We start from the raw sequence: 17,871 nt of genomic DNA, 5'->3' as shown, positions 1-17,871 counted from the left end.
TCCGGGAATATACCAGAAACTGAAATGATATAAGGGAACGATCATGACAAAACTGTATGAGAAGAATGAAACGGCTTTTGCCGTTATGTGGATTCTGATCTATATCTTTGGCACCTGCCTGGCGGAAGCACTGAGCGAAATGGCCGGGATTTATAAGCTGTTCCCGGCGATATTCCATGCCGGGCTGGCTGCTTTTATCCTGGTATGGGTGAAAAGGAACGGACTGACAGAGAAATACGGGCTTTTCCTTCCCCGATACCGGCTCTCCCAGGCCTGGTTTTTCCTGCCGCTGGTACTGGTTGCCAGCTATAAGGTTGTTTTCAGCCCGGCACTGCGTTACGCGCCTGTGGAATCCATGCTGTTTGTAGTCAGCATGCTGTGTGTGGGTTTCCTGGAGGAGATGATCTTCCGCGGATTCCTGTTCCGGGCAATGGAAAAGAAGAACCTGGCACGGGCTGTGGTTGTTTCAGCGGTGACCTTCGGAATCGGCCATATCGTGAACCTGATCAACGGCCAGGATCTGCTTGAAACCTGCGGCCAGATCATTTTTGCTGTGGTGATTGGTTTTACGCTGGTAATTCTGTTTCACAGAGGCGGAAGCCTGGTTCCCTGCATCGTGTTTCACAGCGTGTTTAATGCTTTTTCCGTGATTTCAAACGAGGAGGCGCAGATGCAGGTCCTCGGCGGGCCTGTGACTGCGACAGCGATCCTGGTCGGAGCCAGCGCCGTACTGCTGGGCGTGTATACCCTATGGAACCGGAAGCACCTGAAAGGATGAACATAACCATGCGGTTTTCACAATGGGTCTATGAAAGACCGGATTACACAGCGCTGAAAAACCGTCTGAACGGACTGAAAACACGTATCCGGGACGCGGCATCCTATGAAGAACTGCGTGAAGCGTGGCTTGCTGTGAAAGCAGAATGCGAATACATGGAATTCCAGGAAGAGATTGCATATGTCCGGCATTTGTGTGGAATGGATTATGAAAACAGCACAGAAGAAGTAAAAATTCAGAATATGGAAGACCCGGAAGTTTATGCTCTCCGCGATGAATGTAATCTGCTGGCAAAGCATTCATGCTTCGCGTCCGGACTGGAGAACGAGTTTGGAAGCATGATCTTTGCGCAGATAAAAGAGAAAACGACTGTGAATGAGGCAGACAGCCTGAAACTGCAGACGGAGGAGTCCCGGCTGAAAACGGAATACAGACGGCTGATGAGAAACAGTAACAGGGATGACAATGAGTTGTTTGAAGTGTTTAGCCGGTTGATCGAAATCCGTCGCGATCTTGCGGCATCTCTTGGATATAAAGATTATATAGAACTGGGATACCGGCTGAGAAACCGGTATGATTACGGACGGGATGAACTGTCCGTTTTCAGGAAACAGGTACAAAAAACTGTCACGCCGGTCCTGGATGACCTGAAAAGACGCGGGGTTGAGAAGACCCGGTTTCCCGCTGCTGCGCGAGGAAGCGGAGAACTGATTGCCGCGATCAGCAGGATGTTTCACGAACTGTCCGAAGAAACCGGGAACTTCGTTGAAGAAATGATTCAAAAGGAACTATATGATCTGGACAGCCGGGAAAACAAACGGTCGATTCTCTGGACCTGCTGTATGTTTCCAGGCAAGAAGCTGCCTTTTGTTATCGGCAATTATTCCGGAGACGGTATGGAAACGGGATATGCGGTGCATGAGTTCGGACATGGCTTTGCATTTTATACAGCGGCACGGACACAGCCCCTGTACGAGTATCATCGATCCTCCCCCGCAGTGAATGAGATCCATTCCAAGACAATGGAGCTCTTTATGTATCCGTATCTGGAATCGTTTGTGGGCGACAGGAAAAAAGAGTATATCCGAAACCATATGCTTCAGCAGATGGAGAACCTGGTGTATCGCTGCGCAATTGACGAATTTGAGCACAGGATGTATGATCTTCCCCGCAGAACAAGGACGGTATTATGCGAACTATGGGCAGATATTTCGCAGAAATACATGCCCTGGATCAGGATCAGCAAGGATGATCTGCGCGAAGGAAAATGCTGGCCTCATCAGACACACATCGTTGAAGTGCCCTTTTATTACATCGAATACGATATAGCCCAGATCAGTACCTGGGAGTTCCATAGGGGGATGCGGAACGACCGGACCAGGACGCTGGAAAACTATATGAAGCTGTGCAGGGCAGGGGGAAGCAAATCCTTCCGGGAACTGCTGGCAATTGCTGGACTTTCTGATCCTTTTGCAGAGGGAACAGTGGAGAGAATCTGCGGACCGGTTGCGGAGGAACTGCAGAGTATTCTTTGAGACAGGAAAACTGTCCGGGAAGCCGCTGAACCCGGGAAAAACACAATGAGAGAGAATATTAAGGAGATAACAGAATGAGTCCTTTGGAGAAAATGGATGACTTTTTTGCCGTACGTGTTGACGGCTATGATGAACATATGATGAGCAACGTTGAAAAAGCGGCAGATTTCTACGCCTATACCGCTTCACTGCTGCCGAAGACCGCGGGAAGCAATGTGCTTGACCTGGGCTGCGGTACCGGCCTTGAACTGGAAGAATACTTTGGGTTCAATCCCCAGGCGAAAGTCACGGGTATTGATCTGTCTGAAGCGATGCTGAATGCCCTGAAGGCCAAGTTTCCGGAGAAGGACCTGACCCTTGTACAGGCTTCCTATTTTGACGTGCCGCTTGGCGAGAATGTATATGACGCCGCGGTGTCCGTGGAATCTCTGCATCATTTTAAGGATGAAATGAAAGAATCGCTGTACAGGAAGCTTCACACAGCGCTGAAAGCGGGCGGAACGTTTGTGCTGACGGACTGCTTCGCAGAATCGGATGAACTGGAAAAGGAATATTTTGAGACGCTGGCCAGGCTGAAAAAAGAACAGGGACTCTCAGAAGATGAGTTCTATCATTTCGATACGCCCCTTACGGTTGAACATGAGATGGACGTTCTGCGCCGGGCCGGTTTCCGGGATGTACGGATCGATAAAAGGTGGAGTGAGAAAACCTGTACGGTTCTCGCAACCGTGTAAAGAAGAGATCCCGAATGTCTGACAGAGGAATGCGTATGGACCGGAATGAGCTTGTGCTGGTAAGCCCCTCGAAAGATATGGAGCATGAAATACTTCAATACAAAGAGGAGCACTTTGCCTTTGGCGACAGGCAGGTTCATGGCAGCGGCGGCCTGGCGTTTGACGACAGTTTTGATGAATGGCTGAACCGGATCCGGTTCATCAGGGAGAAAAGTCCGGAGAATACTGTGCAGACAAGCACGTTTTTCTCCAGACGCGTTTCCGACGGAAAGCTGATCGGATGCGTCAAGATTCATCATACCCTGACAGAAGAGCTGGAAAGCGGCGGACATATCGCCTATGGTATCAGGCCTTCCGAACGCGGAAAAGGATACGGAACACAGCAGCTGGAGCTTTGCCTGGAATACGCAGGACAGCTGAAGCTGAAACGGGTGATCATCGCCTGTGACAAGGATAATACAGCTTCCGCGAAGACTGCCATGAGCTGCGGAGGGAAACTGGTGAAAGAATTCGAAGAGGACGGCATCCTCAAACAGCATTACCTGATTGAACTGCAAACATGAAGAAAGGGACCGGTTAATCCGGTCCCTGTTTTATTGATTCTGTTTTCGATTCAGCAGGACAACCGCTGCGAGAATCAGGAGGATGCCCAGGCCCGAAAGCAGGGTTAACGGCTCAGCAAAAACCAGAATTCCGATCAGCGTTGCCACCATAGGCTCAATGGTAGCCAGGATTCCCGCGCGGCTGGCCTCCACAGTCCGAAGGCCGAGCGTATAGGACAGGAAAGGAACGACCGCGGTTACCAGCGCGGTGAGGCAGCAGAAGAAGAGCAGGAACGGCAGATCAGCCGCGGCCGAGAACTTTGCCATCATGTCTCCCGGACCGCAAACCAGCCAGGAGCCGGCGGCAGCGAAAAGGAAGGTGTATGTTGTGACGGTATAGGGTGAATACCGGCGGAGGGCAATAGTGCCCAGGATACTGTAAAGGCCGTAACCAATGCCGGAACCCAGACCGATCAGCAGGCCGATCAGCGTAATCCCTTCTCCGGAGATTCCGGAAACCAGGACGCATCCGGCAAAGGCCAGAGCCAGGGCGATGAGCTTGATACGGTTCAGCTTTTCACGGAAGAAAAGCATGGACATCAGCATGATCCAGATCGGCGAGGTATAAAGCAGAATGGCTGCCGTGGAAAGCGGCATGATGGTAATGGCAGTGAAATAACAAACTGTGAAGAACAGTATGCTTCCGAACCCAAGACCAAGGAAAAGGGGAAGATCCCGCAGGGTAATCCTGAAACCGGAGCGGTCCCGGATGAACAGCACTATACTGAAAACAAGCGCGGCCAGCGTGATGCGGATGGCTACGATCTGGACAGAGGTGAATCCATAGGTGCCAAGTTTTCTGACAAAGATTCCCATGCTGCCCCAGAAGATACCGGCCAGAATAATCAGCAAAGGGCCGATGTTCCGTTTGCGCTCCATTTTTAACACCTCAGGTACATATTATCAGAACAGGATCAACGATCAGGATTCATTGACCAGCTTGCCGGTCATATGCTCCGGGACCAGTTCCAGAAAGCTGGCCCGGGGAAGGGCGTTGACAAGTTCATTCTGCAAATAGGCTTCATCATCTGTAAATTTTCTGCACAGGTTAACGGCGATTTTCCGTCTCAGTGCGTCATCCTGTTCATCCACAATGTGCATCCGTCCGAAGATGATCACGCTGCGGATGTTCAGAGCCCAGTCGCCTTCCTTCCGGAAGCCCTCGTCACAGACACAGAAACTGACCTTGTCATGCTTCCGGACCGCATCCAGTTTATGACCGGTTTTCGCACAGTGGAAGTAGAGCCTGCCGTTTTCTTCGCAGTACCAGTGATCCATCGGGATACCATAGGGATAGTCATCATCACCCAGCATGGAAAGGACACCGCGGGGCTGCTCTTTCAGGATCTGAATGCACTCCGCTTCGGGAATCTGCTGTTTGAACCGTCTCATTTCCCTGAACATTGTCTGATCCTCCCTGTGTAAGTTTAGCAGGCGGATTTTATTTTAACGGATAAAGCCTGACCTGATCCAGATACGCTTTGTTCTTTTTCAGATCTGCTGCAGGAAATGGCTTTCCGTGACCGGGATAAATCCTCTTTGCTCCGGACTGCAGGAGTTTTTCCCAGGACTGGCTGAACTGAAGCAGATCCTCTATCCAGATGATAACCCGTTTCCGGCTGGGGAAGCCGTTCATGGCGGCGTCTCCGCAGAAGACAGTATCTTCCATCAGCAGGGAGATATGATCCGCCGTATGCCCGGGCGTTTCCACAACCTGAAAAGGAAGATTCATGGCACGGAATGCTTCCGAATCAGTCGTGACCAGGCGGTCAAGATACTCTCCTTTAATCGAAGGATACCGGTGTTCCCCTTTCCCGAGGAAGGCCAGGACCTGACAGAAACACCAGGCCAGGCGGCCGGAGCAGCCGCCGGTGAAGGAGTTCTGCCCTTTCTTCAGGCCTTCGACTGCCTTGGGATGCAGGATGACCTTTGCCGGAGTGACAGCGAGAACATCATTCAGGAATCCCGCGTGATCATCATGGGCATGGGTTAAAAAGACCGTCTTGATTTCGTCCGGCCGGATCCCGTTTTTCTTCAGCTTTCGCTGAAACCGGCGAAAGCCTTTTTCATAACCTGTATCAATCAGGATATATCCATTTTCTCCGGGGATGAGCCAGTTGTTGACTGCCCAGTTTCCCAGATTAAGAATCCTCATATGTTACTATCCTTTTGAAATCAATCTTTTCCGATCATGATTTACAGCTGTTTCTTCAGGAAATACTTATTCAGTTTCGGATCCTTGCTTTCCCGGATAAACTCAACGGTATATCCCAGCTTTTTATAGAACTCCGGAGCCTGGAAGCCAAAGGTTGTGAGGGTGATGACATCATATCCTTTTCCTTTATAGGCGTTTTCCACAGCCCGGACCAGCCGGCTTCCCAGGCCGGTGCCCCGGTACTGTTCATCCACGATCAGGTCGCCGATATGCACTTCGTTATAGTACGCATGGCCGGTAATGACGCCGGCGATCTTTCCTTCGCTGGTTTCCGCGGCAAAACAAAAGCCGTCATAGTTCAGGACTACGCCATTCTGTTCTCCGTACCGGGTAAATCCTTCATGAATAAAATCCCCGACCCGGGGATCTTCTTCATCGATTCTTCTGATGATTGATTCAGCCATTAACGTTATTCTCCTTCTTTAAATCCGTTTAAACAACCTGGCATTCCAGAAATTCATATCCAGTTCATCAAGATAGAAGTGGAGGATCGCTTTCCAGTTTTTTGTCGCCGTGCTGAGCATCAGGTAGTCCACTTCTCCCCGGACTGTGTTTTCCACATAATCGAACAGCTTTCTCCCGATGCCCTGACTCCGGTATTCGGGGCATACATAGAGCTCCTCAATCTCGAAACAGGGCGTGCCGTCCGGCATGATGGAAGAGGATTCTTTGGATTTTTCTGCATACCCGAACAGATAACCGATCACGGCGTCGCCGTCATATGCAAGGAAAATCCGGTTTCCATCGATGTCGGATTTATCGTTCTTCCGATAACCGTGGCAGCTGTTTTCTTTTTCCCAGTCCTCAGACATGCGGATGAGTTTATCCAGGACTTCTTCGGTAAGGTCTGTTTCCACTATACGGATATCCTGGTTCATTTCCATTGACTTATTTCTCCCTGTTTATTCTTCCGGATAACGGAGGTAATAACAGTCATTGCCCTCCATATAATCTGTCTTTTTAAATCCGTGCTTTTCATAGAACGCGGCGGCCCGATCATTATCTTTATGGCAGCCCATAACAATGGGCCTGACGCCAAAATCCTGATACACCCGGGCAATGGTTCCTTCCAGCGCGAGTCCGCCGATTCCTTTGCTGCGGAAGTTTTTGTCGATGACAAAGCCCATCAGGCGGTAGAACGGTTCCTGCTGTACCTGCGGCGGATCCGTTTCCCAGGGAATTGCTTCACCCAGGAGGATCAGCCCGACACAGGAGCCGTCACACCTGATCAGATATGTATGGCCGATGAGATTATGCTCGAAGCCGTAGTCATTGATTTCCATAATGGTGGAAGCGGTATCGACAAAGCTTTCCGGGATGTCATCCCGGTCAATCGCACAGGCGGCGTTATAATTCTCATGAGTAAGCTGTTCAAACGTAATTTCCATATCTTTTTACCTGCATATCAATAATGAGGAGAATATCCATCGGGGATTATATCATACAGAGCCATGTTCATGGTAAAAACATTTAAGGATATTTTAAGGTTGGCATGCATAATGATGCTGCCGGGGATAATCCCGGCTACTAAAAAAATGATTGACAGACAGGAGATAAGAAGAATGAAAAAACTGTTATCCATTCTGCTGACGATATCACTGATGCTCTCCGCTGCCGGTGTATTTGCGGAGGCTCCCCAGGGTACACCTCCGGGAGAACCGCCGGAAGGTTTCAATGGCGGAACACCGCCGGGAGATCCGCCCGGAGAACCACCTGAAGGCTTTGGCGGCGGTAATCCTCCCGGAGATCCGCCGGGCGGCGGAGGCTTCGGCGGAGGGACACCTCCCGGAGGCGGCACCTCCTCCTTTGAATATGCCGCGGCAACAGAAATAACCGAACCAACAGAATCAGACGGGCAAGTCTATTCATCTGATACGGCGGACGAAAGTGCTCTGATGATTAATGCTGCCGATACTGTAAACCTGACTGATATTACTGTTACAAAGACAGGCGATTCCAATGGCGGAGACAACTGTAACTTCTATGGCCTGAATGCGGCAGTGCTGGTGATGGGCGGATCTACGACTGCCATTACGGGCGGAACGATTGAATCTTCTGCTTCCGGGGCAAACGGCGTCTTCTGCTACGGCGGAAACGGAGGCCGGAACGGAGCGGACGGAGACGGTACCACCCTGTATATTTCCGGTACGACCATTACTACCACCGGGGACGGCTCCGGCGGCATCATGACTACCGGCGGCGGAGTGACCTACGCGGAGAACCTGACTGTAACTACCTCCGGGCGATCCTCCGCAGCTATCCGGACAGACCGGGGCGGCGGAACAGTGACCGTGAATGGCGGCACCTATACGTCCAACGGACTGGGCTCTCCTGCGATCTATTCCACCGCGGCTATCACTGTCCGGGATGCGACGCTGGTCTCCAACCTTTCCGAGGGCGTATGTATTGAAGGAATGAATTCCATTACGCTGGAGAACTGCGACCTGACCGCGAACAATACGCAGCGCAACGGACACGCTACCTTCCTGGACTCGATCATGATTTACCAGTCCATGAGCGGCGACGCGGACAGCGGCACCTCCGCCTTTACCATGACCGGAGGCAGCCTGACCAGCCTCAGTGGTCATATGTTCCACGTGACCAATACCCATGCAGTAATTACCCTGAACAGCGTCACCCTGAACAACGAAGGCAGCGATATCCTGCTTTCCGTCTGCGATGACGGATGGAACGGAGCTTCTAACATTGCAGAACTGAATGCAGATGCGCAGAGCCTGACCGGGACGATCCTGGTCGGTGAAAACTCCACGCTGAAACTATCCCTGGCCAATGGTTCCACCTTTGAGGGCAATATCAGCGGTGAAATCACGAACGCGGAGGGAACACAGGTTTCCACTGAAACCGGAACAGTTTCTGTCTCCCTGGATGAGACCAGTACCTGGATCCTGACCGCAGATACGTATATCACTGAGTTTTCCGGAAATGCGGAGAACGTGATCGGCAACGGTTATACCCTTTACGTAAGTGGTGCAGCGCTTGAAGGGATCAGCTGAAATGACTGCAATAAAAATGCCTCTCCTGCGATGTGTGTGAGCGGGGGAGGCATTTTACTTTGAAACAGGGAGACTATGGATTTGCGAGGGTTTACTTACGCGGCAGACAGAATCAGCTGCCTGACTTTCTGAATAATCGCTGCGGCAAAGAGCTCATGGCCTTCTGCATTCAGGTGTTCATCGTCTACGGATGAAGCCCGGGCATAATCGGAGGCCGCCAGGAAGGCATTTCCCCGCTTTTGCGCGATTGCCTGATAGACGTTCTTCAGTTCTGCACAGGTATCAATCGAAATCTGATCGAAGGCAGGGTCTTTTTCCGGCTTCCAGACATCCGGCCCCAGCAGAATCGGGGAAACTACCAGGATTTTTTCCGGCGGAAGAAAGTCTTCAAAGCATTGGATGCATTGTTCCAGCCCACAGCCAATCTGTTCCGGCGCGGCCCGGAAAACCTTTTTGCAGTCATTTGTTCCAAGCATCAGAATAACGAGGCTGATGCCCTCTATGTCTTTATACCGGAGGATGGAATCAATGCCCCGGCGCAGCGGGCGGCCCGGATCATCAAAGACGGTGGTTCTTCCGCACACACCGTCCTCCAGAATCCGGAAACCCAGCGGAAGAACAGCCTTACGCAGGATACCCGTCCAGCGGACATACTCCGGGTATCTGTCCCAGGTTCCCGGAATCAGACCCCAGGTATTGGAATCTCCAAAGGCGAGTATCTGTTTCATAAAGGCTCCATTCATCGGAATACAGGGGACAGAAACAGTTCTGTCCCCGTTTTTTTGAGTTTAGAGTTGCCGCTTATTCGGCCAGTCCGCCGCCTTCCAGCACCAGGCTGTCTTCATAGTCCAGACCGTAGGTGTCCACCAGGGTCTCTTCGTAATCCTTGTGGAAGAAGTTCTCGGCGGCCAGAGCCTTGATTTCATCATTGATCCAGGTCAGCAGGGTCTCATTTCCCTTGGTGACGGCGGGAGCAATGGTGTCCTGGCTGCCCAGGGAGGGAATACCGACGGTATATCCTTCGTTCTGCAGGGCGAAGGCGATGACTTCAGTGTTGTCATTGGCCCAGGCGACAGCATTGCCGTTTTCCAGAGCGTTCTTGGCATTGGCGTAAGTGTCGTACTTCTGCAGGGTGATTTCGGGATTGTTCTTGATCAGGTAGTCTTCGGCGGTGGTGCCGGAGATGACGATGACCTGGTCATCCGCGGTGATTTCGGACAGGTCCCTGATGACACGGCTGTCGGGAGAGACAACGCCCAGTGCTACGTTCATGTAAGGCAGGGCGAAATCTACTTTTTCAGCGCGCTCAGGGGTTACGGTGAAGTTGGCAAGGACAATGTCCACTTTACCTGTTTCGAGATACTCGACACGGTTGGCAGCCTCGGTGGAAACATAATTGACGGTCACGCCGAGATCCTCACCGATGCGACGGGCGAAATAGACGTCATATCCCTGGTATTCGCCATTTTCATCCACATAACCGAAGGGGTTCTTGTCGGAGAAGACGCCGATGTTGATGGTTCCGGAGGCTTTGATTTCATCCAGGGTACGGAAGACGGTATCAGCGGACGCGACAGCGACAAGGGAAAGGGTCAGAACGAGGGCAATCACGAGGGCGACGATATTACGAACAGTTTTCATGGGAATTCTCCTTTCGGGCTTTTAAGCCTCTGCTTTATTTTTTCTGTTGAATTCAAAGGATTGCAGGAATTTCTTTGCCTGTTCCGTTTTCGGGGAGGTAAAGAACTGCTCCGGGGTGCTTTCTTCCAGGATCCGCCGGTCTTCCAGCAGGATGATCCGGTCGGCGACGGCCCGGGCAAAAGACATTTCATGGGTTACGATCAGCATTGTTTTTCCCTGGTCTGCCAGGCTGACGATAACGTCCAGCACCTCCCGGACCATTTCCGGATCCAGTGCGGCGGTCACTTCATCAAAGAGCAGGATTTCAGGATGCATGATCAGGGCGCGGACAATCGCTACCCGCTGTTTCTGGCCGCCGGAGAGCTGCCGGGGATAACTGCCAGCCTTTTCCTTCAGGCCGACGCGATCCAGCAGCGCCAGCGCCTCTTCCCGGGCTTCCTCCCGGGAGCGTTTCTGCGCCTTCACCGGAGCAAGCAGGATATTATCCAGCACAGTCAGGTGAGGGAACAGCTCATAGTTCTGGAACACCATACCGACTTTCCGGCGCATCTCCGGCAGGTTTTTACTGTCCTGCCGGATCGGTTCGCCCCGGAGCCGGATTTCTCCGCCCTGAATGGATTCCAGGGCGTTAATACATCGCAGGAGCGTGCTTTTTCCGCAGCCGCTGGAGCCGACGATGACGACCACTTCTCCTTCACGGACATCCAGGGAAAGATCTTCCAGGATGGTCTGATCATCAAACCGCTTCGTCAGATGCGAGATGCTCAGTACTGTTTCCGCCACGCGCTCACCTCCAGTGCTTTTCAAGTCTCTTAGCCGCCAGGCTCAGGAGCCGGCAGGCCAGGTAATACATTACGAAGATGGTCAGGTATACGCCGAACGCCGCGTTCGGACTTGCCTTCCGGTTCGCCTCAATAATCTGCTGGGCAACCTTCAGGATTTCCACCACACCGATGAGGGTCACCAGGCTGGTGGTCTTGACCATCCGGGTAATCAGGTTAATGGAAAGAGGAATCAGACGCCGTACTGCCTGGGGCAGGATGATCCAGCGGTAAACCTGCACCGGCTGCAGTCCCAGCGCTTCCGCACTTTCCCGCTGGATGGCGGGAATGCTGCTGACCGCGCCGCGGACCAGGTCGCCCATCTCCGCTGTACCCCAGAGGGAAAAGACGATGACGGCGGCTGTTTCGCCGGATAGATTCCAGCCAAAGGCCCGGGTTGTTCCGAAATACATCAGGAACAGCAGGACCATCTGGGGCATGATGTGGATGATGCCCAGCCAGATCCGCAGGATTACGGAGGAAACGGAGTGCTTCCGACTGGCCAGGATTCCCAGAATGATACCGGCCGCAACGCTGATGCCGGCGGCAATCAGGCTGATGCGGAGGGCCACCCAGAGACCGCCCAGCAGCCGGACGAAGTTTTTTCCTTTCCAGAGGACTTCAAGTCCCAAATCCGGCATGCCGCAGCCTCCTTTCCCAGAAGGTCCCCAGCAGCGAGAGCGGCAGGAGGATCAGCAGATAAGCGCTTACCAGCAGGAAAAGGCTTTCCGTCGTCTGGTAATACAGGCCGATCTGATCCTTGGCGGTGAACATCAGGTCCATGAGACTTACGGCAGAGAAAACGCTGGTCTCTTTCATGAGGAAAACCACGTTTGCCATGAAGGCCGGGACACTGATGGCCATGGCCTGGGGAAGGATCACATGGAGGAAGGTTTGCCAGCGTGTGAGTCCAAGACTCAATGCGCTTTCTTCCTGAATCCGGTCTACGGCTTCAATCCCGCTCCGGAAGGCTTCTGCCATATATCCGCCGCCAAGAAAAGCAAGGCCGATGATTCCGCAGGCTTCCGGGTTGGTTTTGATGCCGATCTTCGGCAGGCCGTAGTAGATAAAGAAGAGCTGTACCAGCAGCGGTGTATTCCGGCTCAGCTCCACATAGGCGGCGGTGATCCGGCGAAGCACCGGTACACGCCAGTGAAGCACGGCGGCGGAAAGAAGACCCACCAGGGCAGCGAGCAGGATGCCCGCTGTGCCTGTCCGCAGGGTGAGCCAGGCGGCTTTTCCATATAGCGGCAGGACTTTTCCGATATACGCCCAATCCACTGTGCTGCTTCTTCCTTTCTTTCCGGTACGGTAACCGGAGCTTTCAATGAAAAGCCCGGCAGCCGTTTACAAGCTCCCGGGCAGATATGACTTCCGCGTGATCCTGAGGCGGATTATTCAGAGCGCAGACACATACATGCCGACGCCCCAGCCATAGTGCATGCCCGGGAGATCAGCATTCGACAACAGGTGCTCAGGATTACAACCTTCTTTTCCGTAAACATGTCCGCGCCTCCTTTCTGTTTCATTCAGCTTTCGTGAAAAGCTTGATGGCATATTATCACCACTTACCTACCATGTCAATAGGCAATATTGCATTCCAATTGTTTTTTGCCCTGTCCGGAGAATTCTTTCCTTTTATACAAAAAATAATAATTTTGTCAGAACATGAACAGCTATAGATTGGGTTTATAACTGTCTATTGATCTCCGGTATTGGACAAAAACCTATTCATACAGTAGATTAATGCCAACGCAAGACGAAAGGAGGTTCCGGTGATGAAATTTCAATGCAGATTGAAGGCCGTGCTGCTGAGCCGGAATCGAATGCGAATGCAGAAGACAATGCATAATTATCCGGGTTAAACCAAACAGAATAACAGGATCAAGTATCCAGAGAATGATAGAAATAAAGGAGATTAAAACAATGTCTGATATTAAGAATTCCGCCAACTGGTCTTTCGAAACAAAGCAGCTTCACATCGGTCAGGAACAGGCTGATCCGGCAACCGACGCGCGTGCGGTTCCGATCTATGCCACTGCCGCCTATGTTTTCCATAATGCCCAGCACGCGGCCGATCGCTTCGGCCTGCGGGACGCCGGCAATATCTACGGCCGGCTGACAAACCCCACCCAGAGTGTGTTTGAGGAGCGCATCGCCGCCCTGGAGAACGGCTCCGCCGCCCTGGCGGTTGCTTCCGGCGCCGCGGCCATTACCTATACCCTCCAGGCACTGGCCAAGGCCGGGGAGCACATTGTGGCCTCCAAGACCATCTATGGCGGAACCTTCAACCTGCTGGAGCACACCCTGCCCCTGACTTCCGGCATTACCACCACGTTTGTGGATCCGGATGAGGAAGGCGCCTTTGAAGCGGCGATTCAGCCGAACACCAAGGCGCTCTACGTGGAGACCCTGGGCAACCCCAACAGCAATATCGCCGATATTGAAAAGCTGGCGAAGATTGCTCATGCCCATGGACTTCCGCTGGTGGTGGACTCCACCTTCGCAACACCCTACCTGGTCCGTCCGCTGGACTGGGGCGCGGATATCGTGGTGCACAGCGCGACGAAGTTCATCGGCGGTCACGGCACAGCCATCGGCGGTGTGATCGTTGAAGGCGGCAAGTTCAACTGGAAGGAAAGCGGCAAGTATCCGTGGATCAGCGACGCCAATCCGAGCTATCACGGCGTCAGCTTCTATGACGTGGTCGGCCCCGCTGCCTTCGTGACCTACATCCGTGCCATCCTGCTCCGGGATACCGGCTCCACGCTGTCTCCCTTCCATGCCTTCCTGTTCCTGCAGGGCCTGGAGACCCTGTCCCTGCGCGTGGAACGTCATGTGGAGAATACCCTGAAGATTGTTGATTACCTCAGCAAGCATCCGCAGGTGGAAGCGGTTCATCATCCGTCCCTGGAAAGCGAACCCAGCCACGCACTGTATAAGAAGTACTTCCCGAACGGCGGCGGCAGCATTTTCACCTTCGAACTGAAGGGCGACAGCGAAACCGCGAAGAAGTTTATCGACAATCTGGCGATCTTCTCCCTGCTGGCCAATGTGGCTGATGTGAAGAGCCTGGTGATCCATCCCTTCACCACCACCCACAGCCAGCTGACAGAAGAGGAACTGCTGGATCAGGGCATCAAGCCGAATACAATCCGTCTCTCTATCGGTACAGAGAACGTGAAGGATCTGATTGCGGCACTGGAAGATGCATTTGAAGCGGTTAAATAAGGTCCGCTTCATGCAAAGGAAAAGTATAAAACGGTCTCTCTGCCACAAGCAGCAGAGACCGTTTTTTTATGGATTGACCCGACCCTTCCGGTAGCGGCCGAAGAAGATGCCGTCATCCACATACTTGTCTGCTTCCGAAACCCACATGGGGAATTTGCCGGTGGCAACTGCCGTCTGGCCGTTCAGCATGCCGGTGTGAAAAGATAAGTGCCTGTACTGCCGCAGCACCAGCTCCATGCGGGTGAAGCGGCAGTTTTCCGGCTTTTCATACAGCATTTCATCCGTCAGGGAATCCAGGTAGCGGTAGGTTTTTTCTTCAATCCGATCCAGGTAGGAGAGCAGCTGTTCATCGGTCAGGATCACACTGGTGGGATTGTCCGGGTTGTCCATTCCTTCCTCATGGAAAGAAGGTTCTTCATAGACATTGGGGTTGAAGAACCACTTGTCCGCAGAATGAAGGGCGTGATAAGCCCAGCGCCAGCAGGGTGCGCCGCAGCAGAGGGCGTCGCGGTCGTAGGCTTTGATGGACGTCCGGATGTTCAGAAAATTCGGCTTTACAGTATCTTTGATAATCATACATAAGGTGTTGTTCATGGCTTTTCCTCCGATCCCAGGATTGATTTTCCTGTCTTCGTCTGGTATCATAGCATCGGATCAAACATTTGAAAAATTGAAATAAACAAATGAAATGATCATAAATTTTGATAGGAGAACATCCATGACCATTACGCAACTGGGAACCTTCCTGAAGATCGCGGAGACGGGGAACTTCACGACAGCGGCGAATCTGCTGGGATACGCCCAGTCGACGGTGACCACGCAGATCAAACAGCTGGAAGCGGAACTGAACTGCCTGCTGTTTGAACGGCTGGGAAAGTCGATTGCGCTGACGCCGGAAGGGGAACGGCTTCAGGAGTATGCAGAAAAAATGCTCCAGATGGAACGGGAGATCCTGCTGGAGGTACCGGCGGTCCGGGAACCTGTCGGCGTGATCAAGCTGGGAGTGTCCGAAAGCCTGTGTTATAACCGGCTTCCGCAATCCCTGATGGCGTACCGGCAGAAATATCCGGGAGTTGATATCCGGATTCTGTTTATTGATCATGAGACGTTTCCGGAGCAGCTGAAAAAAGGAGCCCTGGATCTGGTCTATACGCTGAATCCCCTGATGGAGCAGCCGGAACTGACAATCCTGTTCAAAAAGCGGGAACAACTGGGGTTTTACGCAGCACCGGGATATTTGCAGACCGGAAAGAAGATCACAGAGAAGGATCTGTCCGGGATTCCGTTACTGCTGACCTCCCACCACTGCAGCTTCCGCCGGATGCTGCTGGATGATCTGGCGCAGGCGGCCGTGACACCTCGGATCGCACTGGAAACAAGCAGTAAGGAGATCCTGAAACAGTTTGCGATCAATGAAATGGGAGTGGCTTTTATGCCGGAAATGGCCGCTGAGGAAGAAATAAAGAAAAAACGACTGGTGAAGCTGAACTGGCAGGGAAATGACTTCCCGATTTATGCGCAAATATACATCCATAAGGACAAGCATATCAGCAAGGCGCTTGCTGAACTGGTGAATATGATTTCGGAAGGAGCGTATTGCTGATATACGGAGGATAATATTTTTGAAAAAATATAAGATATACCAGGTCGATTCGTTCACCAGGACCTGTTTTCATGGAAATCCTGCCGGAGTTGTTCCGGACGCTGACGGCCTTTCAGAAGAACAGATGCAGAGAATCGCACGGGAAATGAATAACTCGGAAACGGCGTTTATTTTTCCGTCAAATTCTCCTGATTATGACGTCGAAGTCCGCTTTTTTACGCCGACAACAGAAGTTCCCATCTGCGGGCACGCAACCGTCGCGGCGCATTATGTTTACGCACTGGAAAAGAACTTCGGAAACAGGCGTGTCCGGCAAAAAACAAAAGCCGGCATCCTGCCGGTGGATATCATCCAAAGCGGTGATGATTATTCCGTTGTGATGACCCAGGGAACGCCTGAGGTTTCGGAGGATCTGGGCCCGGAGGTAAGAGCCCGCATTGCGGACGCCCTGGGCATATCCGCCCATGACATCTGCGGTGAGTACCCGGTGGCCATTTCCTCAACGGGACATTCCAAAGTCATGGTTCCCATCTGTTCAAATCAGCTGCTTCACAGCCTGAAACCTGACCTGCAGAAACTGACGGAAATCAGTTCGGTGATCGGATGTAATGGTTATTATGTTTTCACATTGAACCCCGGAGAAGACGTACTTGTTCACGGAAGAATGTTTGCACCGGCGATAGGGATTGCAGAAGATCCCGTAACCGGAAACGCAAACGGGCCTTTGGGAGCGTACCTTGTATATTATAATATCCTGCAAAATCCGCAGGAAAAGTATTTTGACTTCAGTATCATGCAGGGAGAGGCAATCCAAAGGGACGGAACAATGCGGGTTCATGTTGAGAAGGAAAACGGCAAACCAGTTCTGGTTCAGATTACCGGAGACGCAGTTGTTGCTTTTTCAGCAGAGATAAACATTCATTAAGAAATCAGACTCAGGAATATGAAATTCCTGAGTCTGATTTAATGAAAACGGAATAATGATGGTTAATTACAGATGGACGGTGTCGCGGCAAAACCTTTCATACTCTTTGCCATTGATGAATTCATAATAGGGCCGGGAACCAATGAATACTGTCGTTTCATCTGTCACAAGGATAGTGTCTTCTTCAGGAATGGCATATACCGGTTTGACTTTGGACAACTCCAGCAGATAGTTCCGGCTCAGCTCCGTACGGGCGGGTTCCCTGCTGGTATAATGGCATAACAGGGAATAGCCGTTGATCATATTGAATCCGGTATGGTCCGCCAGGCCGACCTCATTGTCGTCATCCGTGTTGCAGGAATCCAGGTCCCTGCCAAAGATAATGGCACCTGCGGATCCGCCATATACGATGCCGTTTTCTTCCGTCAGATACTTCCTGATCTTGTCAAAGGCACCGCTCTTTTTCAGGTCGTTCAGAAGCTTATAGGTGTTTCCGCCGCCGATATATAAACAGGCATAATCCTTGAAGTTTCTGCTCATCAATTCTTCGAGCGTAGTAACCATCTCAATGCCGGCTTTCTCCACATCAGACAGTTCAGCCGTCATGAATTCCAGACATCCACGGTAGGATGGATCTGGCCACGCAAAGGGGAGGTACAGGATTTTTCTGCTGTGATCAATGATGCTGTTCAGCAGCTGTCTTGCCGAGGCGACAGCCTGTCCGTCTCCGCCGCCGTTGAGAATCAGAGTCATATGCTATAATTCCTCCTTT

The 17,871-nt window shown here is 52.0% G+C and carries 21 protein-coding genes; 8 read left to right on the top strand and 13 right to left on the bottom strand.

Features of this window, described 5'->3' with window-relative positions; all coding sequences use genetic code 11:
* The first annotated feature begins 43 nt into the window (after window positions 1-43).
* From JRC49_05240 to JRC49_05225, 4 genes are all read left to right on the top strand, one after another.
* Window positions 44-778, top strand: coding sequence for a CPBP family intramembrane metalloprotease (locus tag JRC49_05240; GenBank protein QTE72221.1), 735 nt, complete (start codon window positions 44-46; stop codon window positions 776-778).
* On the top strand, window positions 775-2,313 hold the full coding sequence (locus JRC49_05235; protein QTE72220.1) for a hypothetical protein: 1,539 nt from the start codon (window positions 775-777) through the stop codon (window positions 2,311-2,313). Before JRC49_05240 ends, JRC49_05235 begins: the two co-directional genes overlap by 4 nt.
* A gap of 74 nt (window positions 2,314-2,387) precedes the next feature.
* Complete coding sequence (locus JRC49_05230; GenBank protein QTE72219.1) at window positions 2,388-3,047, top strand: class I SAM-dependent methyltransferase; 660 nt, start codon at window positions 2,388-2,390, stop codon at window positions 3,045-3,047.
* A gap of 14 nt (window positions 3,048-3,061) precedes the next feature.
* Window positions 3,062-3,610 carry a GNAT family N-acetyltransferase gene (locus JRC49_05225; protein QTE72218.1) on the top strand — a complete coding sequence of 183 codons (549 nt, stop codon included), beginning with the start codon at window positions 3,062-3,064 and terminating at the stop codon, window positions 3,608-3,610.
* 30 nt (window positions 3,611-3,640) lie between these two features.
* On the opposite strand, the gene JRC49_05220 is transcribed toward JRC49_05225, so the two are convergent.
* The 6 genes from JRC49_05220 to JRC49_05195 are packed head-to-tail and all read right to left on the bottom strand — an operon-like array spanning window position 3,641 to window position 7,252.
* A complete protein-coding gene (locus JRC49_05220) occupies window positions 3,641-4,528 on the bottom strand; it encodes an EamA family transporter (protein QTE72217.1) in 888 nt (295 codons plus the stop codon).
* Window positions 4,529-4,570: 42 nt separating this feature from the next.
* Window positions 4,571-5,053, bottom strand: a complete 483-nt coding sequence (locus JRC49_05215; protein ID QTE72216.1) for a pyridoxamine 5'-phosphate oxidase family protein — start codon at window positions 5,051-5,053, stop codon at window positions 4,571-4,573.
* Between the two features lie 37 nt (window positions 5,054-5,090).
* Window positions 5,091-5,804: an MBL fold metallo-hydrolase gene (locus tag JRC49_05210; protein ID QTE72215.1), complete on the bottom strand. Its 714-nt coding sequence runs from the start codon at window positions 5,802-5,804 to the stop codon at window positions 5,091-5,093.
* 41 nt (window positions 5,805-5,845) lie between these two features.
* Entirely contained in the window at window positions 5,846-6,268 is a 423-nt protein-coding gene (locus JRC49_05205) for a GNAT family N-acetyltransferase (protein QTE72214.1), read from the bottom strand.
* A gap of 18 nt (window positions 6,269-6,286) precedes the next feature.
* Complete coding sequence (locus tag JRC49_05200) at window positions 6,287-6,748, bottom strand: GNAT family N-acetyltransferase (GenBank protein QTE72213.1); 462 nt, start codon at window positions 6,746-6,748, stop codon at window positions 6,287-6,289.
* Window positions 6,749-6,766: 18 nt separating this feature from the next.
* Complete coding sequence (locus JRC49_05195) at window positions 6,767-7,252, bottom strand: GNAT family N-acetyltransferase (GenBank protein QTE72212.1); 486 nt, start codon at window positions 7,250-7,252, stop codon at window positions 6,767-6,769.
* A gap of 600 nt (window positions 7,253-7,852) precedes the next feature.
* Between JRC49_05195 and JRC49_05190 the strand changes: the two genes are divergently transcribed.
* Window positions 7,853-8,878: a hypothetical protein gene (locus tag JRC49_05190; protein QTE72802.1), complete on the top strand. Its 1,026-nt coding sequence runs from the start codon at window positions 7,853-7,855 to the stop codon at window positions 8,876-8,878.
* A 95-nt stretch (window positions 8,879-8,973) separates the two neighbouring features.
* Here JRC49_05190 and JRC49_05185 read toward each other — a convergent pair whose 3' ends face one another.
* The 5 genes from JRC49_05185 to JRC49_05165 form a co-directional block, all read right to left on the bottom strand.
* A complete protein-coding gene (locus JRC49_05185; GenBank protein QTE72211.1) occupies window positions 8,974-9,606 on the bottom strand; it encodes an arylesterase in 633 nt (210 codons plus the stop codon).
* A gap of 73 nt (window positions 9,607-9,679) precedes the next feature.
* Complete coding sequence (locus tag JRC49_05180; protein QTE72210.1) at window positions 9,680-10,519, bottom strand: transporter substrate-binding domain-containing protein; 840 nt, start codon at window positions 10,517-10,519, stop codon at window positions 9,680-9,682.
* A 21-nt stretch (window positions 10,520-10,540) separates the two neighbouring features.
* Window positions 10,541-11,302, bottom strand: a complete 762-nt coding sequence (locus JRC49_05175; GenBank protein ID QTE72209.1) for an amino acid ABC transporter ATP-binding protein — start codon at window positions 11,300-11,302, stop codon at window positions 10,541-10,543.
* 4 nt (window positions 11,303-11,306) lie between these two features.
* Window positions 11,307-11,981, bottom strand: coding sequence for an amino acid ABC transporter permease (locus JRC49_05170; protein QTE72208.1), 675 nt, complete (start codon window positions 11,979-11,981; stop codon window positions 11,307-11,309).
* The gene (locus JRC49_05165) at window positions 11,962-12,621 is read right to left on the bottom strand and encodes an amino acid ABC transporter permease (GenBank protein ID QTE72207.1); all 660 of its coding nucleotides are present in this window, start codon (window positions 12,619-12,621) and stop codon (window positions 11,962-11,964) included. The genes JRC49_05170 and JRC49_05165 overlap by 20 nt, the downstream gene beginning before the upstream one ends.
* Before the next feature lie 645 nt (window positions 12,622-13,266).
* Between JRC49_05165 and JRC49_05160 the strand changes: the two genes are divergently transcribed.
* Window positions 13,267-14,571 (top strand): O-acetylhomoserine aminocarboxypropyltransferase/cysteine synthase, encoded by a 1,305-nt coding sequence (locus tag JRC49_05160; protein QTE72206.1) that lies wholly within the window; start codon window positions 13,267-13,269, stop codon window positions 14,569-14,571.
* Window positions 14,572-14,637: 66 nt separating this feature from the next.
* Here JRC49_05160 and JRC49_05155 read toward each other — a convergent pair whose 3' ends face one another.
* Window positions 14,638-15,147, bottom strand: a complete 510-nt coding sequence (locus JRC49_05155; protein ID QTE72205.1) for a DinB family protein — start codon at window positions 15,145-15,147, stop codon at window positions 14,638-14,640.
* Window positions 15,148-15,289: 142 nt separating this feature from the next.
* Here JRC49_05155 and JRC49_05150 point away from each other — a divergent pair, with 142 nt between their 5' ends.
* Together JRC49_05150 and JRC49_05145 are read left to right on the top strand one after the other, a co-directional pair.
* Window positions 15,290-16,174 (top strand): LysR family transcriptional regulator, encoded by an 885-nt coding sequence (locus tag JRC49_05150; GenBank protein ID QTE72204.1) that lies wholly within the window; start codon window positions 15,290-15,292, stop codon window positions 16,172-16,174.
* Between the two features lie 19 nt (window positions 16,175-16,193).
* Complete coding sequence (locus tag JRC49_05145; GenBank protein ID QTE72203.1) at window positions 16,194-17,099, top strand: PhzF family isomerase; 906 nt, start codon at window positions 16,194-16,196, stop codon at window positions 17,097-17,099.
* Between the two features lie 66 nt (window positions 17,100-17,165).
* On the opposite strand, the gene JRC49_05140 is transcribed toward JRC49_05145, so the two are convergent.
* Window positions 17,166-17,852 (bottom strand): Type 1 glutamine amidotransferase-like domain-containing protein, encoded by a 687-nt coding sequence (locus JRC49_05140; GenBank protein ID QTE72202.1) that lies wholly within the window; start codon window positions 17,850-17,852, stop codon window positions 17,166-17,168.
* Between the last annotated feature and the right edge of the window lie 19 nt (window positions 17,853-17,871).

The sequence above is a fragment of the Clostridiales bacterium FE2011 genome (assembly GCA_017569305.1).
Classification (GTDB): domain Bacteria; phylum Bacillota; class Clostridia; order Christensenellales; family Aristaeellaceae; genus Aristaeella.
The sequence above is the reverse complement of the archived record's forward strand: the minus strand, read 5'-3'. Positions and strand labels throughout refer to the sequence as shown.